Below are 19,299 nucleotides of genomic sequence, written 5' to 3' on the forward strand. Positions count from 1 at the left end.
GGTTAATGAAATAAGTAAAAAGAAATCACTTTCGCCATTGTGACACGGAGAAAGCGACCATGTTTCGGATGTGACTCTCGATCTCGACGTCGACCACGTTAATGAAAGAAACCTCGCGCAGCGCGCAGACGACACCGATCGACAGCAGCTGATGGGCAGCCAAGGCGTAATCCATTTCATGGATTTCTCCTGCTTCCGCCCGTTCTTGGAGCACCTCGGTGAGCGATTGGTGACGCAGCTTGATCATCTCGGACATAAAGTTGCGCCGATCCGATTGAATGGACTCCGCATCTCGGAACATCATTCGGATGAATGCCCGGTCTTCCGTCAGCGTCGCGTACAAGCCGATCAAAAATTGGGAAAGCGCATCTTGCAGCGGCTGATCCCGTTCGATCGATGCCAGCAGCTTATCCATGCGTTCCATCTTCGCCTCCTGCACCTCGGCAAAGATCGTCTCCAAAATTTCCTGTTTCCCTCCGGGAAAATAATGATACAGCAAACCGTCGGTGATGCCGACATGCTTATTGATCATTCGCATGGTGGTTCCGTGAAAGCCATGCTCCCCGAACAAGTCCTTGGCGCCTTGTAGAATTTGTTCTCTACGTTCCGCTGCTTGCTGGTCTCTGCTCGTCTTGGGGATTTTATGCAATGGTTTTGCCTCCCTCCTCTTCACTTCATTCAACGATCGTATAACGAATCGTAATCGATTTTCATTCGAAAGTCAATTTCGAGGCGACATGAAGCATACGTGCAATGTATGGAAGCTCATCCTTCGTCAACCTAGTATTTTATAAATACGGTATGGAAATGCATCCACGATCAAAAAATAGCGGTACGCGCTTCCTACTATACGCCATTTGGAGGACTATACATGTTTAAGCCAAGGAAGATCTTTGCAAAATTGCTGTCGCGGTACCGGATCGTCATTCGTACGCTGCAATCCGGTGGCAGCTGCAGTCTAAGACGCGCGGCGAAGACCATCGGGTTCGCGGGACTTGTCTCTGTCGCAGCAATAGGTGTTTCCGGCTTGCGTACGGCCCATGCAGAAGCTGAATTGGCGCCATCCTCAGCTGTTCAGGTGCTGAGGCCCGTCGATGGTAGCAAGCTCGATGCGGAACTGGCGGCGAAGCTGCCCGGATTCAAGAACGGCTACGCCGACGTTAACGGCATCCGCATCCATTATGTCGAGGGAGGCACGGGCGACCCGCTCGTGCTTCTGCCAGGCTGGCCGCAAACTTGGTGGGCTTATCACAAAATCATGCCGGCGCTCGCCGATCGTTACCGCGTCATCGCAGTGGATTTGCGCGGCATGGGCGGTTCAAGCAAACCGCTGGATGGCTACGATAAGAAGACGATGGCCTCGGACGTCAAGGCGCTCGCCGACCAGCTGGGCTTGAAGCAGCTGAACATCGCCGGTCACGATATAGGCTCGATGGTAGCCTACAGCTTTGCCGCTAATTATCCGTCTGCCGTAAAGAAACTCGCCATGCTGGACGTCCCGCATGTCTTCGACGCGTTCAAGCAGATTCCAATGCTGCCGTCCGAGGATGCGTTCAAGAAACCGAATCCCAACTATTACACGTGGTGGTTCGCGCTCAATTCCGTACCCGGCCTGCCTCAGCAAATGTTGGAAGGCCGTTTCCGCTTCTTGCAAAACTGGGTGATGGACTACCTGTCTGTTAACCCGGCTAAGATCGATGCTTTCGATCGCGAAGCGTACGCCATTGCGTATGCCGGCAGTGACGCAATCAGATCGTCGAACGCCTGGTTCCAGACCTGGAACCAAGACATCAAGGATCTAGCGGATTACCCCGTGCTGAATATGCCCGTTCTTGGTTTGGCTTCGATTTCGTACGACCTTTTGAACGCCTTCCTACCGGGCAGAGCCTCGAACGTGAAGATGGTCAAGCTGGAAAACGTCGGGCATTTTTTCCCGGAGGAGGACCCGGAAGCGACGATTAGAAACTTCATGGACTTTTTTTAGCTGCGTGCATCGATCGCCAATCGCTCCATGGATAGCGATTTTTTACGCGTTACGAGCGAAACGAAGATTACGGAAGCTCGTTAGCTGGATACGGCTCCAGAAGCTCTTTTCCTTTCTCCACGACGTACGTGGCAAGCTCGGAAGCTGCGCCATCGCCGACATTCGTCGCTCTGTGTATGACTCCTGCCGGGATAAATACGTTCTCGCCGGCCTTAAGCGTCACTGGCGGACGTCCTTTGATCTCGTACTTCAACGTGCCTTTCAGCACGTAGGCGATCTCTTCGCCCGGATGGGCATGGGTTGGAGACACGGCTCCAGGGGCGAATTCGACAAGATCCTGCAAGACTTCCCGACCGTTAATGCCGAGATCATGGCGAAGTAAATCGACGCGTTTAATCGTCTCAGGATGCGCCGAAGCCGGATTCGTCCAGTATATTCCTCCAATGAATAGTATCGCAGCTGCCGTTATCGCAACGATGATAGATTTGGGCCTTTTCATCTGATATGCCACTCCTTACTTATTATCGTACTTATGAAATAGCTTTTACTGATTCTGCAAAAATAAGCGCTTTGCAAACGGCGGACCAAAAAAAAGGCGATACAGGGAGAGTCCCCTGCATCGCCTTTCGCTTCCTACCGCAACCACATTATTTCTTACTTTTTCGCCACCGTCAGACTGAAGTCGTCGAAATAGAACGTCGAAATCCCCTCGTACCCGGAATCGGTACCGATCAACAGGAAGAGCTCGCCTTTGGCATTCGTCTTCGCGGTTGCTGTGCATTCGAACTTGACGGGCTGATAGCCCGGCTTGCTCGCATCCGGCTTTGCGACGTTCCCGACGATTTTGACGTTGGCTCCATCCGTTGCCTGATTCCCCTTGTCGATGTTCATCCGATAAAATTCCGAGCCCGCTTCGCCAGATTTGACCGCTTGAGGCTCGGTTCCGATAATTCCCGCCTTCAGATATACGGACTCCGCAGGAGCCCCGCCGACGCCAATGCCGCCGCCGTCTTGGTTCGTGTACAGCGTGAACGTAACGTTCCCGCCGTATTCCGTATTCGGCTCGAGCCCTTCCACTTTCTTCGTCAGGAACATGAACAAATCGTCGCTGCGGTTGCTGCCTTGGAGTTTCAATCCGTAATTCGTCTTGTTCGCTCCGCCTTCGAGCGGCAGCAATTCGCGGTCGTATTTCAAATCGTAGATCGCCGGATCGTAGTCGACCGGAAGATCGGCGAAGCCGCCTTTCCATCCATCGTCACCTTGGCTAAAGTCGTATCGGAACGTTTGTCCCAGATTCTTGCGCGAGAGCGTAACCGCATGTGAAGCGCTATCCCAGCCGACGTCGGCCCCCATTTGGCTGGCGATGGTTCGGACCGGCACGAACAAGACTCCGCCTTTGTTCTCGAACGAGGAGATCGTGATCGTCCCGAATGGCGCACCCGTCACCGTGGCCGCATGCTTCGCTTGGTTCCAGACGACGCCAGCGGATAATGATTCCGCGAGCGCCCGAAGGGGAACCATCGTCAAACCGGTTGCATTCAAATAAGGCGCCGTCGCCAAAGCGTGTTTGCCCGTGCGATCGGTATAATATTTCGACCCAAGTTGGAATTGGACGCTCGTGTGCGCCGAAGGAGCCGGAGTCTCCGCGTGCGCTTGAGCCAAAGGCAAGGCGGGAACAAGCGTTAATGCCGCAAGAAGTCCCGTCCGGATATGTTTGTGCCGTATCATCGTATTAACACCGTCCTATTCGAAATTTGTAGGGAACGGTAGAATAGACGCATTGGCCTCTGGATAGGTTGCAGGAGCCCTACCCTCCTATGAGGCCGACGCTGCATAATAAAAACCGCTAAGGCGTCATGCCTTAGCGGTTTATTTATCGTTGATCTAATGTATATTCTTTGTCAGCACCTTCAAATGGTCCAACTTACACGGTTTCGTCATGAATATCAGTTAAACGCAAGCGATAATTTATTTATAGTATAACCATATTCGTATTTTATAAACATCTACAGGGAATCAAACTATTAACTTAGAACTGCCAGTAGTTCATGAAAATCACGGACGGAGTCGATCCCGTCTCGTTTGGTTTCATTTTTATCTAAGTAGATGGTCTTATACCCCATGTTCTGCGGAGCCAAATAATCGTTCACCTTACTTGCTTTTAAGGAGAAAACCACCATCGGTAAATGATTTAAATCTTGATGAAGCCATATAGTTCATCCCATATTCGTTTCTTCCATTTCCGCGGTACCAATGGATAAATACGATCCCTCAGACGGGCTAACAGGGGTTGCTGAATTTGACCGACCATGCCGATTCGTCTCGATAACTGAACCACGGCGTTGACTCGGGGAATCCGTATTGCTTCAAATTCATCATAGATTTGTTGGATGGATTTAGATGAAGCGTAGCAAGCGGAGAAAATGACGGCATCTTCCAGTGCCATGCAAGCGCCTTGACCAAGGCTAGGGGTCATTGGATGCGCGGAGTCGCCGAGCAATAGTGCATTCCCGAAAGACCATTTCGGAATAGGGCGACGATCATAGATATCTAAATGGATGATTTGGGAATGATCTTGTCCCTCGAAGATGGCATCCGCCGGCTTAGGCAGCGATCCAATGAATTTCAGAACGTCATCCCTTTCGGTTGCTTTTTCTTTCGCGTTCGCAGTCATAAACCAATACGTCTTTCCATCTATCAAAGGCAAAAAACCAAATCGTACCCCGTTTCCCCAGAACTGTGTCATGACCCCTTCATAGGGTGAAGAAAGTTTGGTATTCGCAATTCCGCGCCAGGATGTATATCCGCTATAGCGTAATGAATCATGAATGAATTGACTCCGAACAGTTGAATGTATTCCGTCAGCCGCGATCACGAGATCGGCTTCGACTGAGGTGCCATCCTCAAATTCCACTTCGGTTTCCGTTAAGCAGCGGATCTTTTTGTTCCATTTAATAGTCCCTTCGCTTAACCGATCTGCCAATATACGCAATAATTCGTACCGGGGAATTCCAACGGTTGGGGTTGAATAATCAATGGGGAGGCTTTCTAACTGTTTCCCTCTGCTCGAGTAAATATTGCCTTTCGATAAAATTGCGGAATGCTCCAGAACCTCTTCCAATACATGGAGTTTCTTGCAGGCATAGGTTCCGTTGGACCACAGCGTCAACGCCGCACCGCGCGTTTCCAATCCTCCGTTTTTATCAACTACAAGTACTTCCGCCCCTCTGTCTTTAAGCGCAAGCGCGGTGGCAAGTCCAGCAATGCCGGCGCCAATTATAACAATCTTCAGGATTTCCACTCCCTGCCTTCAAATTGAGTAATGAAGATTAATACAACACCCACGATCATGCATTCAGCTACCGTTCCCCGATAGTCAATATTCAATAAACTGTTATACTGGCAAGTCTCTTAATGGATATTGTATTCAATCCATTTATCTATCTCGACTTTATTAAAGTATTTTTGATTACCTATGTCGATAAATGAAATGAACATATATTTATCGTAAGTGCTCATTCCTGATTTTAACTCCGCTTGACTATTAATAAGAAAATCAAAATCTACTATTGAAATTCCCATGTATTGCGCTGCTTCATTAGAAGTCATTAGTGCTTTTGTTTGAGCAAGGGTATTTAGAGATTTTTCTAATTGTTGGCCTTTCAGCTCATTTGATGCTACCCAAGCTGAAAGAATTAAGCATCCTCCGAGAATAATAATCGAAATTGGCAATAAGATGTTTTCTCTTTTCACGATTTCCCTCCAAATTCAAGTCATTAGTAACAAAAGGACGATTGCAAAATTCTGTTCTTTCAAGCTGCTCCAAGATGTGTTCAACTATAGTCCCCGCTAATTGCAAAACCTCTAAAGGCTAATTTTGTGGGAGAATCCTTATAAACAAATAGATCAACCGTTAAGAAAAATAACGCACAAAATCGTAATGATGCCAACGGTCCATTTCAATTCCCATCTCGCTCCTCAGAAATTAAAATCGAATATCCACGCTCAGACACTTTGTGAGTAACGCATATGTAAATATGTTCCATCCCCATTATAGACGTTAAAAGCAACAATAGGATAAATAAATGAATGGAAGTATAGCTTCCCTTTTACATCCATATGCTGCCTCATAGCGGAGCTATATTACTCTTTCGTTCGATGAAAAAGGAGCAGCTGCAAATTGCACCCTACTCCAATCGGTTCGACTATCGTCTCCGTTGAATCGTATAACCCTCTATGCTTCTGATTGTCCATTCCGACTTAAGGGTCGGACTGTTTCTCCCTATTGTTGCGAACAAGATAGCCTTTATTCAGGCTACCTTGTTCGCGTGCTTCAATATGAGGAATACATCCTCCATCAAACCTACTGATAGACCAGAGCATCGACTTCGACATAGTAATTCGTCGAAGAGGCGTTCTTATCGCTGCGGGCGACGACTTTTATCGTATGGGCACCGCTAGTCAAATCTTGTTTGCGATAGACCGCAACGTCATCGTACCGTAACTCGCTGTACAGATCGACCGTTTGATCCAATACGCCGTCGATATAGACGTCCGCCATGCCGTGATCCGCGTCGAGTTTACCTCTCCATTCGACGCTCGTTCCGTTAAACGCCGCTTGCATATAGGCGCCAGCCGATGTCGTGTAATGGCCGGTATCTTTGTAATAACCAGTCCCGGTCGCTATCCCCGTGTTCCAGCTTCCCGAATAAACCAGCTGCGAGTCGCGATCGTCCATCTTCGTTATCGGCGTTCCCCTAGAACTGTTGAAGCGATCTACCTCCACGTAATATCCGGTAGAAGAAGCATTCTTATCGCTGCGGGCGGTAATCTTTATCGTATGCGAAGCATTCGATAGGCCTCTCTTGACAAAGAGTAAATTGTCCAAATACCGGTTTGCGCGATACAAATCGACGGTCTGATCAAAGACGCCGTCGATATAGACATCGGCTTTCCCGTGATCCGGTCCTAATATCCCGTACCATTCGATGCTCGATCCGGAGAACGTATATTGCGCGTAGCTGCCGCTTGCGGTCGAGACATGCCCTGTATCGTTATAATAGCCCGTACCCGTTGGAACGCTGGTCGACCACGTGCCGGAATAGGATACGCCGCCTGCCGAATCATCGGTTACAGAAGGCGTTCCCGACGTGATATTGAATCGGTCGACTTCCATGTAATATCCTGTCGACGCGGTGTCCTTGTCGCTTCGGGCCAAGATCTTGATCGTATGCGATCCGTTGGTCAATCCGACTTTCGAGTAAATTGCGGTATTGACGTACCGGTGCGCGGCGTATAAATTCACCCGATTGTCCAATATTCCGTCGATATAAATATCGACCGTTCCGTGATCGGGGCCTTTCACGCCCGTCCATACGACGTTGGTCCCGTTAAACGTATACTGTGCGTAGCTTCCCGGAGTCGTCGTAAAATGGCCCGTATTGTTGTAGTACCCCGTCCCGGAAGGAACGCTCGTCGACCACGTTCCCGAGTACGCGATTGAGCCGTCATTATCGTCCGTGACGCTTACTCCGGGACCGACTCCCGCCAAGGCGTTATGCATGTTCACGAGCTGTGCGTACTGCGCAGCATTGATATGCCCGTATTTGTTGACGTTGGGTCCGATCGAGATTACGCCGCTTTGATTCGTTACCGTCGAGAAATAGTTCGTTAGATCGAGCGTCGTGTATTTCATGCCGTTGCGCGCCCAATCGTATCCCTGGTACGCCGTTTCGCTCCATTGCACGCCGCCGATCCATCTGGAAAACGGAGCTGAATTGTACTGGGACGGAACGTACTGCAGCACGTTTTGTTCTCCCGTAATATAATCCGCGTACGTTGTCATCGGCGCTTCTACGACGAGCCCCGGATCGAACGATACGATCGCGTCGGCATTTCCGTGTTTCGCCGCCGCGGCGAACGTTTGAAAATTATGAGCGGCGCTATAATTCGTGTAAGCCTGGGAGATATCCGGTTTACCGTAGGTTGGACCGGTATTATAGGTACCGTCGAACCACCAACCGGCAACTTTCGATCCATACCGGTCCGACCATTCTTGAATGATATTTTCCCATTTGGCTTGGAAGGCCTGAGGGGCAAGATTATCGTAAATCGGCGTAGGGTCGCCCAAGGCGGTCGTGACCGGGTTCGGATCATCCGAAGGAGACCTTGCGGGCATGTACAGCATCAACTTAATCCCGTATGGACTCAGCGCATCGTAGAGATCCGCCGGCAAGTCGCGGGTCGACATCTTGGTCGTCGCGGAATTTCGTCCGACGAGCGTATCGTACGCGGCGTTCGGAGAAGCAAAATAGCCCGAGTTCTGCCCTAACGTGAAGATGACGTATTGAGCTCCGGTTTCATGCACTTGCTTGGCGAAATAATCGACGTCGAAACCGTTCACTAACGTATTCCAATCCCCCGTAATATCGCCGCCTCCGTACAGCCACTGGACGAATAGTCCGTACTTCCCTTGCATGAACCAATCCGTGTTGGAATTATAAGTTTGGGCTTCGGCCTCGTTGCTCGGCAGCAGAACCAGCAACGACGCAATAACCGCGAACATGGCAGCCAAAGCTATTTTACGGAATACGGCCTTCATTATTTCATGCCTCCTCTGGTTTTACCCTGCGTTTTAAGGCTTTCAACAACTCCAGCTGCTTCGTATCCATCTTGCCGTACCGATTGACGTTCACGTCCAACGCGATCGCTCCGTCCCTATCCGTCGCTTGTTCGACCCATCGGATAACTTCTTCCGGAGCCCAATTCAACCCGGTGTTGCCCCATCCGGCCAAGTCGGTGACGAATTTGCCAAGGAACGTCCACTGAAACCATTGGACGCCGTTCTCCGCGTCGGCATGCCTGCCGTTGTGCGGAAGCAAACCGATCTCGTTCGTCTCTCCCGCCATATAATCCTCGAGAGGCGAGTTAACCAGCCGGTCGCTGCCGATGCCCGAATTAAAAGCGACGATCCTCGAAACGCAATCCGATTTCGCGGCATGAACCAAGCTATACCAATTCCGGGATTGCGAGAAATCATCGTAAGCTTGCTGGAACCACATACCGTCGAACCACCAGCCGGCCAGCTTATCCCGATACCGATCCGACCATTCTTGAATAACGGACTGCCAGGCGGCTTGGGTTTCCTGCGAGGGGGCGATTTCCACGGGGTAATGGAAAGCCTTGTTAATGGCATTATCCCCCGGCGACTTATGTGCTTTGCTCGGCGGATTGGCCGGCAAATAGAGAATAACCTTGATCCCCTTTGGGATCAGCGCATCCATAATCTCCATGGGAAGATCTCTTAGCGAGCAGCGTTCGCCCGGCTCGACTTCCGCGATCCGGTCGTAGGTCTTATTCGGTGACAGCAAATATCCGCTGTTCTGGCCGAGCGTTAAGATGACGAACGCCGCTCCCGTCTCTACGACCTGCGCTGCGTAATCCTCGACGTCGAAACCGTCGATGACCTCGTTCCAAGTCTCGTGCGGCTGCCACTTATCTTTGTCTTCCGCCGCGACGCGATTCATGAATTCCGCCAGCAAGTGATGCGATATTCCGTACTTCCCCTCACGCAGCCAATCGGCGTGCGGATTTCCGGCAGCGTCGGCGATCGGACCGACAGCCCTGCTCGACCCGGCTGCGATTGTTTCCCCGGAGTTGGAATTGGATATTTCGCACCGAACGAATCGGCCGACCTCCTTCGCCGACAACGGCAGCGTTGCATGGCGGGCTCCTGCAATCGGTTCGTAAATCCCTTCGCTAGTCGCCGCGCTTAACCACTGATACGATCTCCCTCCTTCCTCGTCTTCGATATCCGAACCCGCCGCCGATGCGGTCAGCACTTCTTTCTTCCCGGGGATCCCTTTGACTTCGACGGCAACACTGTCTGTTTCCCTGTTCTTATCGCTCATGTAAGGTTATTCTCCTTTTCCGATAGGCGAGTTTCCGCAACAAGAAAGAGGACATGAATCGATTCCGGATAACGCTAATCGGTTTCGCGGCATGTCCTCTTGCTCAAGGTCCCGGCTTACTTCTTGTTGATTTCGTCCAGCTTGGTTTGCGCTTCGGCAAGCACTTTGTCTCCGCCCGCGCTCTTCCACTCGGCTGCGTATTTATCGAAATCCTCGATCGGTCTTCTTCCGGTAATGAATTCGATATAGGTTTTCATCGTCAATTGCGTCAACGCGTCTTGATATTCGGTGAACGCGGGCTTGGCGAACGGAAGCATAAAGTCGTATTTGCCGATCCCTTTGCTCGCAGCCGCGTTCTTGACGTCCATCAGATCGCCGCGCGTCATGAACGGCGCTTGGAAATCGTAATCGTTGAAGCTGCCGGGAGCATGATAGAAGTTGCCGATCCCGTACTCCGTGCGCGATTCGTCCGTGTCGTACGGCGGGAGATAGGCATAAGTGCCATCCGATTTCTTTTCGTAGGTCGTGCCTTCCACTCCGTAATGGATCTTCGTGTAGAGATCCAAATCGAAGCTCGTCGCGTCGAACATTTGCAAATACTTGGCCAGCTTCTCCGGATTCGCCTCGAGCGGTTTGCCGAACTGAATGCCCGTACCGAGCATCGGATTGCCCTGCGTGATTCCGAAGCTCCCGTTCGGACCTTTCGGGCCGCTCGACAACGCCCAATCCGCGTTCGGCACCTTTTCGCGAAGCTTGGCATAGAATTTACCCTCGTAGAACGCTTCGGGCTGGATGAATTCCCACCACGATTTTTGAACGACGCCGACTTTGCTCGAGATGACCTTATCGTCAACGTTCGCGTCTTTGTTAATGAAGAATTCCGGATCGATCAAATCGGCTTTGAACCATTTGTTCAGGGTCGTAAGCGCCTCTTTGGCACCCGGTTCGATTTCTCCGCGCACGGCTTTGCCGTCGATGTCGACCGTCGCGCCCGGCCAGACGCCGTATGCGCCGAATACGGCGGAGAATAGGCCTTGCACTTGCTGAGTGGCATCCGTCGCCGGATGGCTGGTCATGCCGTAGGTATCCTTCTTGCCGTTGCCGTCCGGATCTTCGTTGCGGAATTTGTCCAAGGCGACGGCCATTTCATCGATCGTTTCCGGCGTCTTATCGATTCCCACTTTCGTCAACCAATCCTGACGGTAACCGAGAACCTCCGAAGAGGAAGCCAATGTCCAGAGAACGGGCAAGCTGTAGATTTTGCCGTCCTGGCGCCTTACGTAACGCATCGGATCCGGACCGAGATTCTTCTCCATCCACTTCATGTAATTCGGCGCGTTTTTCTCGAGCATCTCCAGCGGAATTTCCGCCGCGACGTTTTGATCGGCGAATTTGTCGCCTTCCGCGAACGGAATTTCCGTCCACCAATCCGGAATGTTATCCGATGCGATTTGCAGCAATAATTTCTCTTTAATTGCCGCGGCATCGTTAGTGGAATTGTAGAAATCGATGTCGACTCCCAGCTTCTCGCGAATCGCGTTCATGGCATACCCGTCGACGTTCGTCTTGTCCGCGTCGAAGCTCCATACCATCAGCTTCATCTTCTTGCCCGTAACGGGATCGACGGTATCCGATGCTCCCGTGCCCGACGCCGTTGCCGATTGCGGCGGGCTCGCCGCCGAATCATTCGTCTTCCCCTCATCGGAATTCGAATTGTTGCTGCAAGCCGTAACCGTCAACCCCAATAAGACGATAGATAATGCCAGCGACAAGCCATTCATCCGTTTATTCAACTTAACCTCTCCCTTTGTCGTTTGTCTTCTATTTTAAGGCATTAGCCTTTAATAGCGCCGATCATGACGCCTTGCACAAAATATTTCTGCACGAACGGGTACACGATCAACATGGGAATAACCGATAACATGATAACCGTGGATTGTAATTGCCGACTCGTATATTCGGCGTGGGTATTCATCTTCTGAATCATTGCGGCCATATTGGACGTATCGTTCTCGATGATGATCTTCCTTAAAACGACCTGCAGCACTTGATTGCGCGGATCGTTGATATAGATTAGGCTATCGAACCAAGCATTCCAGTGACCGACGCCTACCCATAAGGCAATCGTGGCCAGCACGGGCATCGACAGCGGCAGGATAATGCTCGTGAATATGCGAATGTGGCCCGCCCCGTCGACGGTTGCCGACTCTTCGAGGCTCTCCGGGACGGATTTGAAGAAATTACGCATGATCAGTACATTAAACGCGCTTAACATGCCCGGTATTACGAGCGACCATATCGTATCCAACATTCCCAAGCTTCTAATGAGCAAGTAATTAGGAATCAGTCCACCGGTGAAAAGCATGGTGAGCAGCATATAGCCCGTAAACGCCCGATTGAATGGCAAATCTTTTTTGGATAAAGGATAAGCCGTCATCGAAGTGATAATAAGCGTTAACGAAACGCCCATTAAAGTTCGCAAGATCGTGTTTCCGTAACCTATCCACAACGGTTTATAATGCAGCGCCAATCCATACGCTTCGAACGTTATCCTTTTGGGAAACAGCATCATGCCCGTCGAGTAGGTCGACGCTCCCGCTTGCAGGGAAACGACGACTTGGCTCCAGAAGGGATACAGCGTCGCGACCATGACCAAGAACATTCCGGTGTACAGCACGAAGTCCGCGATTCTTGACGACATTCGGGAGTTTTTAACCATATCTTTCATTCCTCTCTAGGGGAACTCTACCACAGCGTGTGTTCGTTCCCTCCGATGGCCTTGACGCTGCGGTTGACGCCGACGATCAGGATGAGCGCAACGACGGATTTGAAAAGTCCGACAGCCGTGGAGTAACTGTAATTCGCGTCGATAAGCCCGATGCGGTACACGTACGTATCGATAATATCCGAAACGTCGTACACCTGCGGATTGTACATATTGAAGATTTGATCGAATCCCGCATCCAATATCGTCCCCATCGACAGGATCAACATGATGGACATGACCGGCACGAGCATGGGAAGCGTAATATAGATCATTCTTTTGAACCTGCCGGCTCCGTCGATAATGGCGGCTTCGCCCAGCTGCGGATCGATAGAAGCGATGGCGGCCAGGAAGATGATCGAACCCCACCCGAAGCTTTGGAAGATGGACGTGCTCACGAGGATCGTGCGGAAGTAACGCTCGTCGGCCATGAAGATGACGGGCAGATGTCCCATGCCTTTCACGATTGCGTTGATGGGTCCTTCCATCGAGAAGATCGTAATGAATATCCCGGACAACACGATCCAAGACATGAAGTGCGGCAAATAAGAAATCGTCTGAACCCACTTCTTAAATGTGCGATTTCGTATTTCGTTCAACAATACCGCGAACAAAATCGGAACCGGGAAGCCGAACAGCAGCTTATAGAAGCTGATGATGATGGTGTTCTTGACGACGACGAAGAAGTGGGGATCCTCGAAGGCTTTGCGGAAATACTTCAATCCGACCCACGGGCTCTCCATAATGCCCGCCGTGATTTTGTATTCCTTGAAAGCAAGCAGGACCCCGTACATCGGAATGTAGTTAAATACCGTCAAGTACAATAAGCCGGGTACGAGCATCGCCAAGAGCACGCGGTATTTTTTGAAACGTTTCGTTCGATCTTTCACAATCCTCCTCCTGTCCGGGAAGCAATAGGTCTGTTCTGCGGCCACGAATTCATCATAACAGGGTGCTGGAGGGCTGTATCTTTCTCATATCTTCGAAACATTTCACTTTATTTGGATTCTCGGAATGACGCCTTGACGGAACCTACTACTATAAATGATAGTTGAATTAAACCATTCGCTGAATGCGATCAGACTGCGAGGATGCGCCATGTTTAGAATACTTATCGTCGACGACGAGAGCTTCGAGCGCAGGGGAGTTAAGCTGCTTATCGCCAAGTATGATCTGGAGCTGGAAGTTATCGAGGCGGATAGCGGAGAAGAAGCGCTTGATTATTTGCAGCGGAATCCGATCGATATCCTGCTTACCGATATCCGGATGGGACAAATGGACGGGCTTGAATTAGCGGAGCACGTAAGGGCGCTGAATCTCCCTGTCAAAATTATTTTTCTAAGCGCCTTCGGCGAATTCGAGTACGCCCGGAAAGCGATCGACCTGAAAGCCATGCATTATATCCTCAAGCCGGTCGAGGTTCATAACTTCCTTAAAGTGCTCGTTCAAGTCATTCAAATGTGCAAGGACGAACAAAAGGAACGGGAAGACGCCGTAAAATACCAAGAAGCCTACCGGGCGGGCATCCAATCGGAAAAATACAAGAAACTGACCGAACTATTGACGAACGACGATCTGCATTCTCCCTTGCGACAGTGGGAGGATATCCTTCCGCATCGTGAAGCTGCGGACGAACGCTGCTTCCGAATGATGATGCTGGATTCAGCCAAGCGACTATTCGACGCCGCCGGCTTCGATATCGAACAGAGCCTTGGCGAGCTGATCCCCGGCAAGAGTTCCTTCATCGCCTTGAACGAATATCAGCTCTTGGCGATGATGGAAGTCGATTACGCGTCCGAAACTTTCGCGTTATCGAAACCTATTGGCGAACGAATGATCCAGTGGATCAAAGAACGGTTTCATGCGGACGTTAGCGTCGCGGTAAGCGGTACGTTTAACCAAATCGGAACGATGCGCGAAGAATATCGCAAGATGGAGGCGCTGCTGGAAAGCAAGTTTTTCTTCGACGACGGCGCCCTGCTGTTTACGGAGAGCTCGTCCGAGGGCGGAGAGGAATCGGGTTACATTGACCAAGCCCTTCTCGCGATATCCGACAGCATCGAACGCAAGGAACTCGGAGACGTGCGCACGAGATTCGCCCGGCTATTCGACGACCTGAAAAACAGCGAACGCTTCTCCGTCATCTACGTGAAATACATCTGTTCCGAAATCGTCCGTTCGATATTCAATGCGACGCACAAGCAAGATTCCGTCTCCTTCAAGAACAATCTCGAGAAGATCTTCAAGACGGCGCAGTTGAAGGACTTGCGTCAACTCATGCTCGAGATTCTGCAAGATTACGGTGCGCACGACGAGCCTACCCCGATTACCGCGAATTCCGAAGCGACGCATAAAGTCATCGAGGACGTCATCCAACTCATCGAGAGAGATTACCGGTCCGACTTGTCGGTCGAGCAGATCGCGGAGCGAGTCTATTTGTCCCCTAGTTATTTAAGCCATCTCTTCGCCAAGCAAACGGGCGTCGGCTTAATTAAATATATTACGATGCTTCGGCTGGAGGAAGCCAAGCAATTGCTGCAGCATACGAATCGCAAGATCGTCGATATCGGAAATGAAGTCGGGTATTCCAATATTCCGTATTTCTGCACGCTGCTTAAGAACTATTACGGACTAACGCCTACCCAGATTAGGGAAGGACATCGGCCATGATGGCTTGGATACGCCGATATATCGACCGGTTGCGGTTTAGACAGAAGCTCATTCTGTCTTACCTCATTATCAGCATTATCCCCATTCTGTTCCTTGGTATCTATTCTTACAACCAATCGAAGGATTTCCTGTACCAACAAGCGGCGAAAGACTACCAGCGGAACGTGGAAGTCTACTCGGAGAGCATCAAAGCCAATATGGACCACTACGAGAACATGGCCGCATTGATTCTATACAACGATATTATTCAACGCATCCTTAACGGCAACTATATCGATCTATACAATCTGTATAACGACTTGACGCAATACCTCAATCCTTACTTGAATATGCTCTTGAATCTGAATACGGAAACCCAGCAGCTTACCCTCTATACGGCGAACGAGATGCCGGAATACGGCGACTATATTCAGAGGATCGAGAGAATTACCGACCAAGCTTGGTATAAGACAGTGAGCATGGCTAAAGGCACGACTTGGTTCCATGAAGGGAACGAGCTATTCCTAGCCGGCAAATTCCCGCTCCGGTATTCGCCCGGCGAGAAAGCCGCTCCCTCGGCCGCGAAAGAAGAGGAGAACATCCTCTATATTCGCGTGAATAACCGTAACCTATTTTCCAACCTGCCCGATTCCATTAAAGAACAATGGGTGTTCCTGCTCGATTCGGCCGGGAATCCGGTGTACTCCAGTCATGATTTGGACGAACAAACCTCGGGCGTATTCGCGATGATCAAGGATAATCCGAAAGCCGTCATCCAGATCGGCGGCAGCGACATGATGCTGATTAAAGAAAACATCCCCAATACGGATTGGTACTTATACTGCCTTGTGCCTGACAAGGATATCTTGCAAAACTCGGGAAGTATCGTCCGCGCGACGCTAATCGTAGTCGGGATTTGCCTGCTCATCCTCATCATCATTATTTCGGTGTTCGCCAAATCAATGATACGCAGAATTTATAAGCTTAATAATTGGATGAAGCGAGCTGAACAGGGCGAGTTGGAGCTCCGGGTACAGAGCACGTCCAAAGACGAGATCGGGGAGCTTACCAACCGATTCGGGGATATGCTAAAGCAAATCAACGGGTTAATTAACGAACGGTATAAGAACAAAATCATTCAAAAAGAAGCCGAACTGAAAGCCATAAAGTCGCAAATCTCTCCCCATTTTCTCTATAACACGCTTTCGTTCATTAATTGGAAGGCGCTCGAGAGCGACAATCACGAGATTAGCCAGATGGTGACGAGTTTGTCCCAATTTTACCGGACCGCGCTTAATCGTGGCGATAACATCATATCCGTGCGGGACGAGATCAATAATATGAAGTCCTATTTGGAGATCGTGTTGGCGACGAGCGATCTTCGATTCGATGTGGTCTACCAAATCGACGAAGAGGTTTACTCTTATGGCATGATTAACCTCATTCTTCAACCGATCGTAGAAAACGCAATTAAACACGGCATCAAAAAAAAGAAAACCGGCAAAGGATTATTGGTCATTACCGGCCGGGTGCTAGGCGAAACGATAGAATTCAGCATTTGCGACAACGGACCCGGCATCGAACCCGCTGTCTTGGAGCAGCTTTTAAGGAAACATTCCACCGGGTACGGCTTAAAGCACGTCGATGATCGAATTAAGTTGGTTTTCGGTTCGGAGTACGGTCTCTCCATTCAGAGCGGCGTCGGTTCAACCAATGATTCGGAGGATGTGCCGGAAACGAATCTCCGCACTAGCATGCTCATTCTGATTCCGAAGCAAATTATTAAAAGCGTATAGTTGGATGAGCATCTTGACGCCAAGATACAATTCAACTTGCCTAAGTTACATGAAAGCAGCCGATCATTTACGATCGGCTGACTTCGTGTCTTGATTGAGCTATCGTGTTCGTTAGTGCAGCTTAGCCTGTTAAACCTCGTCCTCCAGACCTTTAGTGCCAACGAAGTGCATCTATTTCAAGCTTTCTGTTGAGAAGGAGTCTACTAAGCGACGGGTATTTCCAAACAATCCATAATCAGCCGAAAGGGCTGCCTTTCGTCTTGCACTATCGTTCCCAGTTGGCGGAATGGTCCATTAAGTTCTCTCTTTCGCTAAGATACATTGAAATAATTTGACGGCATTGGACTTAGACTTTGCTTCTTCCTCTAATGCAAAATCATCCATGGTACATACTACTCGAGCACACTCAATAAGATCCTGAATATCTCTCTCTAAGCGGTAGTAGGCGAGTGCCGTCTCATCAATTTCTGTGGTTCCGTACCCCTGAAAAAATGCATCAGCGTGCGGCATCCCGACAAAAATGAAATCACGCTCTTTGGGAGCGAGCATCACCTCGTCCCAGTCGATTACAAACACCTGTCCAGCTTCATCACGGATCACATTGGCTGGATGCAGATCTGCGTGACATATTACATAAGGAATCGTTCGCGATTGAAGGAGACCTGCCTGTTCTTTCAATGAAGTCAACATTGCGTGTATCGTCGGCCTATTCTTATCCCACGCAGCGCGTAATTCGTTTTCAATGGTATTGACACTTTCAAAGCGTGCATTATGATTCTCAAACGTTCTTACCCATCGGATGTACTCTGCTGGATTAAACATTTCCTGTCGCAGAGAATGGAATCCTTCAGGCGGCAAAATAACCTGATGGATCAGTTTTAGGGCGATGCCTAACTTATTCCACTGCTCGGCTAACATCCCTTCGAAGCTTGACTCTCCGTCAATAAAGGGATAGACAACGACAGTCCAATCCCGTAGCTGGGTCCATAGTGCCCCCCTACTGTTAGAAATAGGAGCCACAACGGATGTTATCCCCTGTTGATTAAGATAACTAGGAACCAGATAACATGGCTCATAAAGAGGTCTGGATGTGACCTTAAGCAGATAACTAACCTGCTGCCCGCTGACGATATGATATACTGCAGCGTTGTAATCAAGTCCCAGCGGAAGAAACTCAAGCGTGGCGGGAACTAACTCGTACTGTTCCATTAGCAAGGATCGCAGGAGCTTCTCAGGAATCCGAGTCGAATTAATCATCTTTATCCCTTCCTGCATAGTGAATTTGTTGGGAGCTGCGGCAAGCTCTTCTACGTTCTTTAAATTTAAAATCATTACTTTCTGAAGTATAGCACGTATCATTTATTAGTTTTATTTACCTGTCTTTTAGTTTGAAAACCTCGGGTTCATGCCTCCAGATACGCTCCCCTGCTGCCCTGCATTTTGATAGGAGTGGATGGAGGCAAACTGCACCTTGGTACTTTTGCGAATCAAGCCAGCGGCCCCAAACTTTACGGATGCTTATCGCCCAAACGCCCACGCCACCATCCGAGGGAACTCTTCTCGCCACATCGCGTCGTCGTGTGACGCGATCCGCTCTATCATTTCGACCTCCGCGCCTGCATCGCGCAGCGCTTCCGCCCACCGGGTCGCGTTCTCGAGGAAGAAAGGCTCCAGCGTGCCGGCCACGAGATAGGTACGCGGCAGCTGGCCGGGCATCACGGCAGGCGGTCGGTAGCCCCCGCCCGGCGAAGCGGAGAATACCGTACCATAGATGTCCGGATATCGAAGCCCTATCGCGAGTGAGAGCTCCCCACTCGCCGATACGCCGCATACCGCGGTTCGTTTGGCGGGCAGCGCGACGCCGAAGCGCGATTGCACCCATCGGCGGACGTCTTCGACGAAGAACCTCTCGTGCGAGGCGAACCGTTCCCGGTCGAACGGCGGCGAGTATTCATGGATGCGCGCCATCTCATCTGTATCGGACGTCCGATGGGCACCGACGATCATCGTTGGCGGTACGTCGGCCGCCTCTAAGCACCCGCCCCACTGCGAGATCAGCTGACCGTCGCCGGCAAACACGACTGCCTGCGGTGGAACCGGCGGGACGTATACGGTAACCTGCCGTCCGCCATCATATTCGAGCGTTTCAGTGACGAACTCTCCCGCGATCTTCATAGCGCACATCTCCTGTTTTCA

The 19,299-nt window shown here is 50.4% G+C and carries 15 protein-coding genes; 3 read left to right on the forward strand and 12 right to left on the reverse strand.

The genetic code is table 11. From position 1 onward, the window contains the following. Window positions 1-25: 25 nt before the first annotated feature. The gene (locus GT003_RS15685; protein ID WP_161699387.1) at window positions 26-649 is read right to left on the reverse strand and encodes a TetR/AcrR family transcriptional regulator; all 624 of its coding nucleotides are present in this window, start codon (window positions 647-649) and stop codon (window positions 26-28) included. Between the two features lie 222 nt (window positions 650-871). Between GT003_RS15685 and GT003_RS15690 the strand changes: the two genes are divergently transcribed. Further along, window positions 872-1,984, forward strand: coding sequence for an alpha/beta fold hydrolase (locus tag GT003_RS15690; RefSeq protein WP_161699388.1), 1,113 nt, complete (start codon window positions 872-874; stop codon window positions 1,982-1,984). A gap of 67 nt (window positions 1,985-2,051) precedes the next feature. On the opposite strand, the gene GT003_RS15695 is transcribed toward GT003_RS15690, so the two are convergent. The 9 genes from GT003_RS15695 to GT003_RS15735 all read right to left on the reverse strand — a co-directional run bounded on the left by GT003_RS15695 (window position 2,052) and on the right by GT003_RS15735 (window position 13,548). Next, window positions 2,052-2,483 (reverse strand): cupin domain-containing protein, encoded by a 432-nt coding sequence (locus tag GT003_RS15695; RefSeq protein WP_161699389.1) that lies wholly within the window; start codon window positions 2,481-2,483, stop codon window positions 2,052-2,054. 155 nt (window positions 2,484-2,638) lie between these two features. Continuing rightward, window positions 2,639-3,712, reverse strand: a complete 1,074-nt coding sequence (locus GT003_RS15700; RefSeq protein ID WP_161699390.1) for a copper amine oxidase N-terminal domain-containing protein — start codon at window positions 3,710-3,712, stop codon at window positions 2,639-2,641. Between the two features lie 463 nt (window positions 3,713-4,175). Beyond that, entirely contained in the window at window positions 4,176-5,285 is a 1,110-nt protein-coding gene (locus GT003_RS15705; RefSeq protein WP_161699391.1) for an FAD-dependent oxidoreductase, read from the reverse strand. A gap of 110 nt (window positions 5,286-5,395) precedes the next feature. Beyond that, entirely contained in the window at window positions 5,396-5,737 is a 342-nt protein-coding gene (locus tag GT003_RS15710; protein ID WP_161699392.1) for a helix-turn-helix domain-containing protein, read from the reverse strand. A gap of 610 nt (window positions 5,738-6,347) precedes the next feature. Beyond that, entirely contained in the window at window positions 6,348-8,585 is a 2,238-nt protein-coding gene (locus GT003_RS15715) for an alpha-L-fucosidase (RefSeq protein WP_161699393.1), read from the reverse strand. A gap of 4 nt (window positions 8,586-8,589) precedes the next feature. After that, complete coding sequence (locus GT003_RS15720; RefSeq protein ID WP_161699394.1) at window positions 8,590-9,894, reverse strand: alpha-L-fucosidase; 1,305 nt, start codon at window positions 9,892-9,894, stop codon at window positions 8,590-8,592. Between the two features lie 116 nt (window positions 9,895-10,010). Beyond that, window positions 10,011-11,687, reverse strand: coding sequence for a type 2 periplasmic-binding domain-containing protein (locus GT003_RS15725; RefSeq protein ID WP_161699395.1), 1,677 nt, complete (start codon window positions 11,685-11,687; stop codon window positions 10,011-10,013). 41 nt (window positions 11,688-11,728) lie between these two features. Then, window positions 11,729-12,613, reverse strand: a complete 885-nt coding sequence (locus tag GT003_RS15730; RefSeq protein ID WP_161699397.1) for a carbohydrate ABC transporter permease — start codon at window positions 12,611-12,613, stop codon at window positions 11,729-11,731. Between the two features lie 26 nt (window positions 12,614-12,639). After that, on the reverse strand, window positions 12,640-13,548 hold the full coding sequence (locus GT003_RS15735; protein WP_338045945.1) for an ABC transporter permease: 909 nt from the start codon (window positions 13,546-13,548) through the stop codon (window positions 12,640-12,642). 208 nt (window positions 13,549-13,756) lie between these two features. Here GT003_RS15735 and GT003_RS15740 point away from each other — a divergent pair, with 208 nt between their 5' ends. After that, window positions 13,757-15,328 (forward strand): response regulator transcription factor, encoded by a 1,572-nt coding sequence (locus GT003_RS15740; RefSeq protein ID WP_161699399.1) that lies wholly within the window; start codon window positions 13,757-13,759, stop codon window positions 15,326-15,328. Continuing rightward, entirely contained in the window at window positions 15,325-17,103 is a 1,779-nt protein-coding gene (locus tag GT003_RS15745; RefSeq protein ID WP_161699401.1) for a sensor histidine kinase, read from the forward strand. The genes GT003_RS15740 and GT003_RS15745 overlap by 4 nt, the downstream gene beginning before the upstream one ends. A 294-nt stretch (window positions 17,104-17,397) precedes the next feature. On the opposite strand, the gene GT003_RS15750 is transcribed toward GT003_RS15745, so the two are convergent. After that, complete coding sequence (locus GT003_RS15750) at window positions 17,398-18,360, reverse strand: aminoglycoside phosphotransferase family protein (protein WP_161699403.1); 963 nt, start codon at window positions 18,358-18,360, stop codon at window positions 17,398-17,400. A gap of 261 nt (window positions 18,361-18,621) precedes the next feature. Further along, a complete protein-coding gene (locus tag GT003_RS15755) occupies window positions 18,622-19,278 on the reverse strand; it encodes an alpha/beta hydrolase (protein WP_161699405.1) in 657 nt (218 codons plus the stop codon). Window positions 19,279-19,299 lie beyond the last annotated feature (21 nt).

It is taken from the genome of Paenibacillus sacheonensis, from assembly GCF_009909195.1.
GTDB lineage: Bacteria > Bacillota > Bacilli > Paenibacillales > Paenibacillaceae > Paenibacillus_Z > Paenibacillus_Z sacheonensis.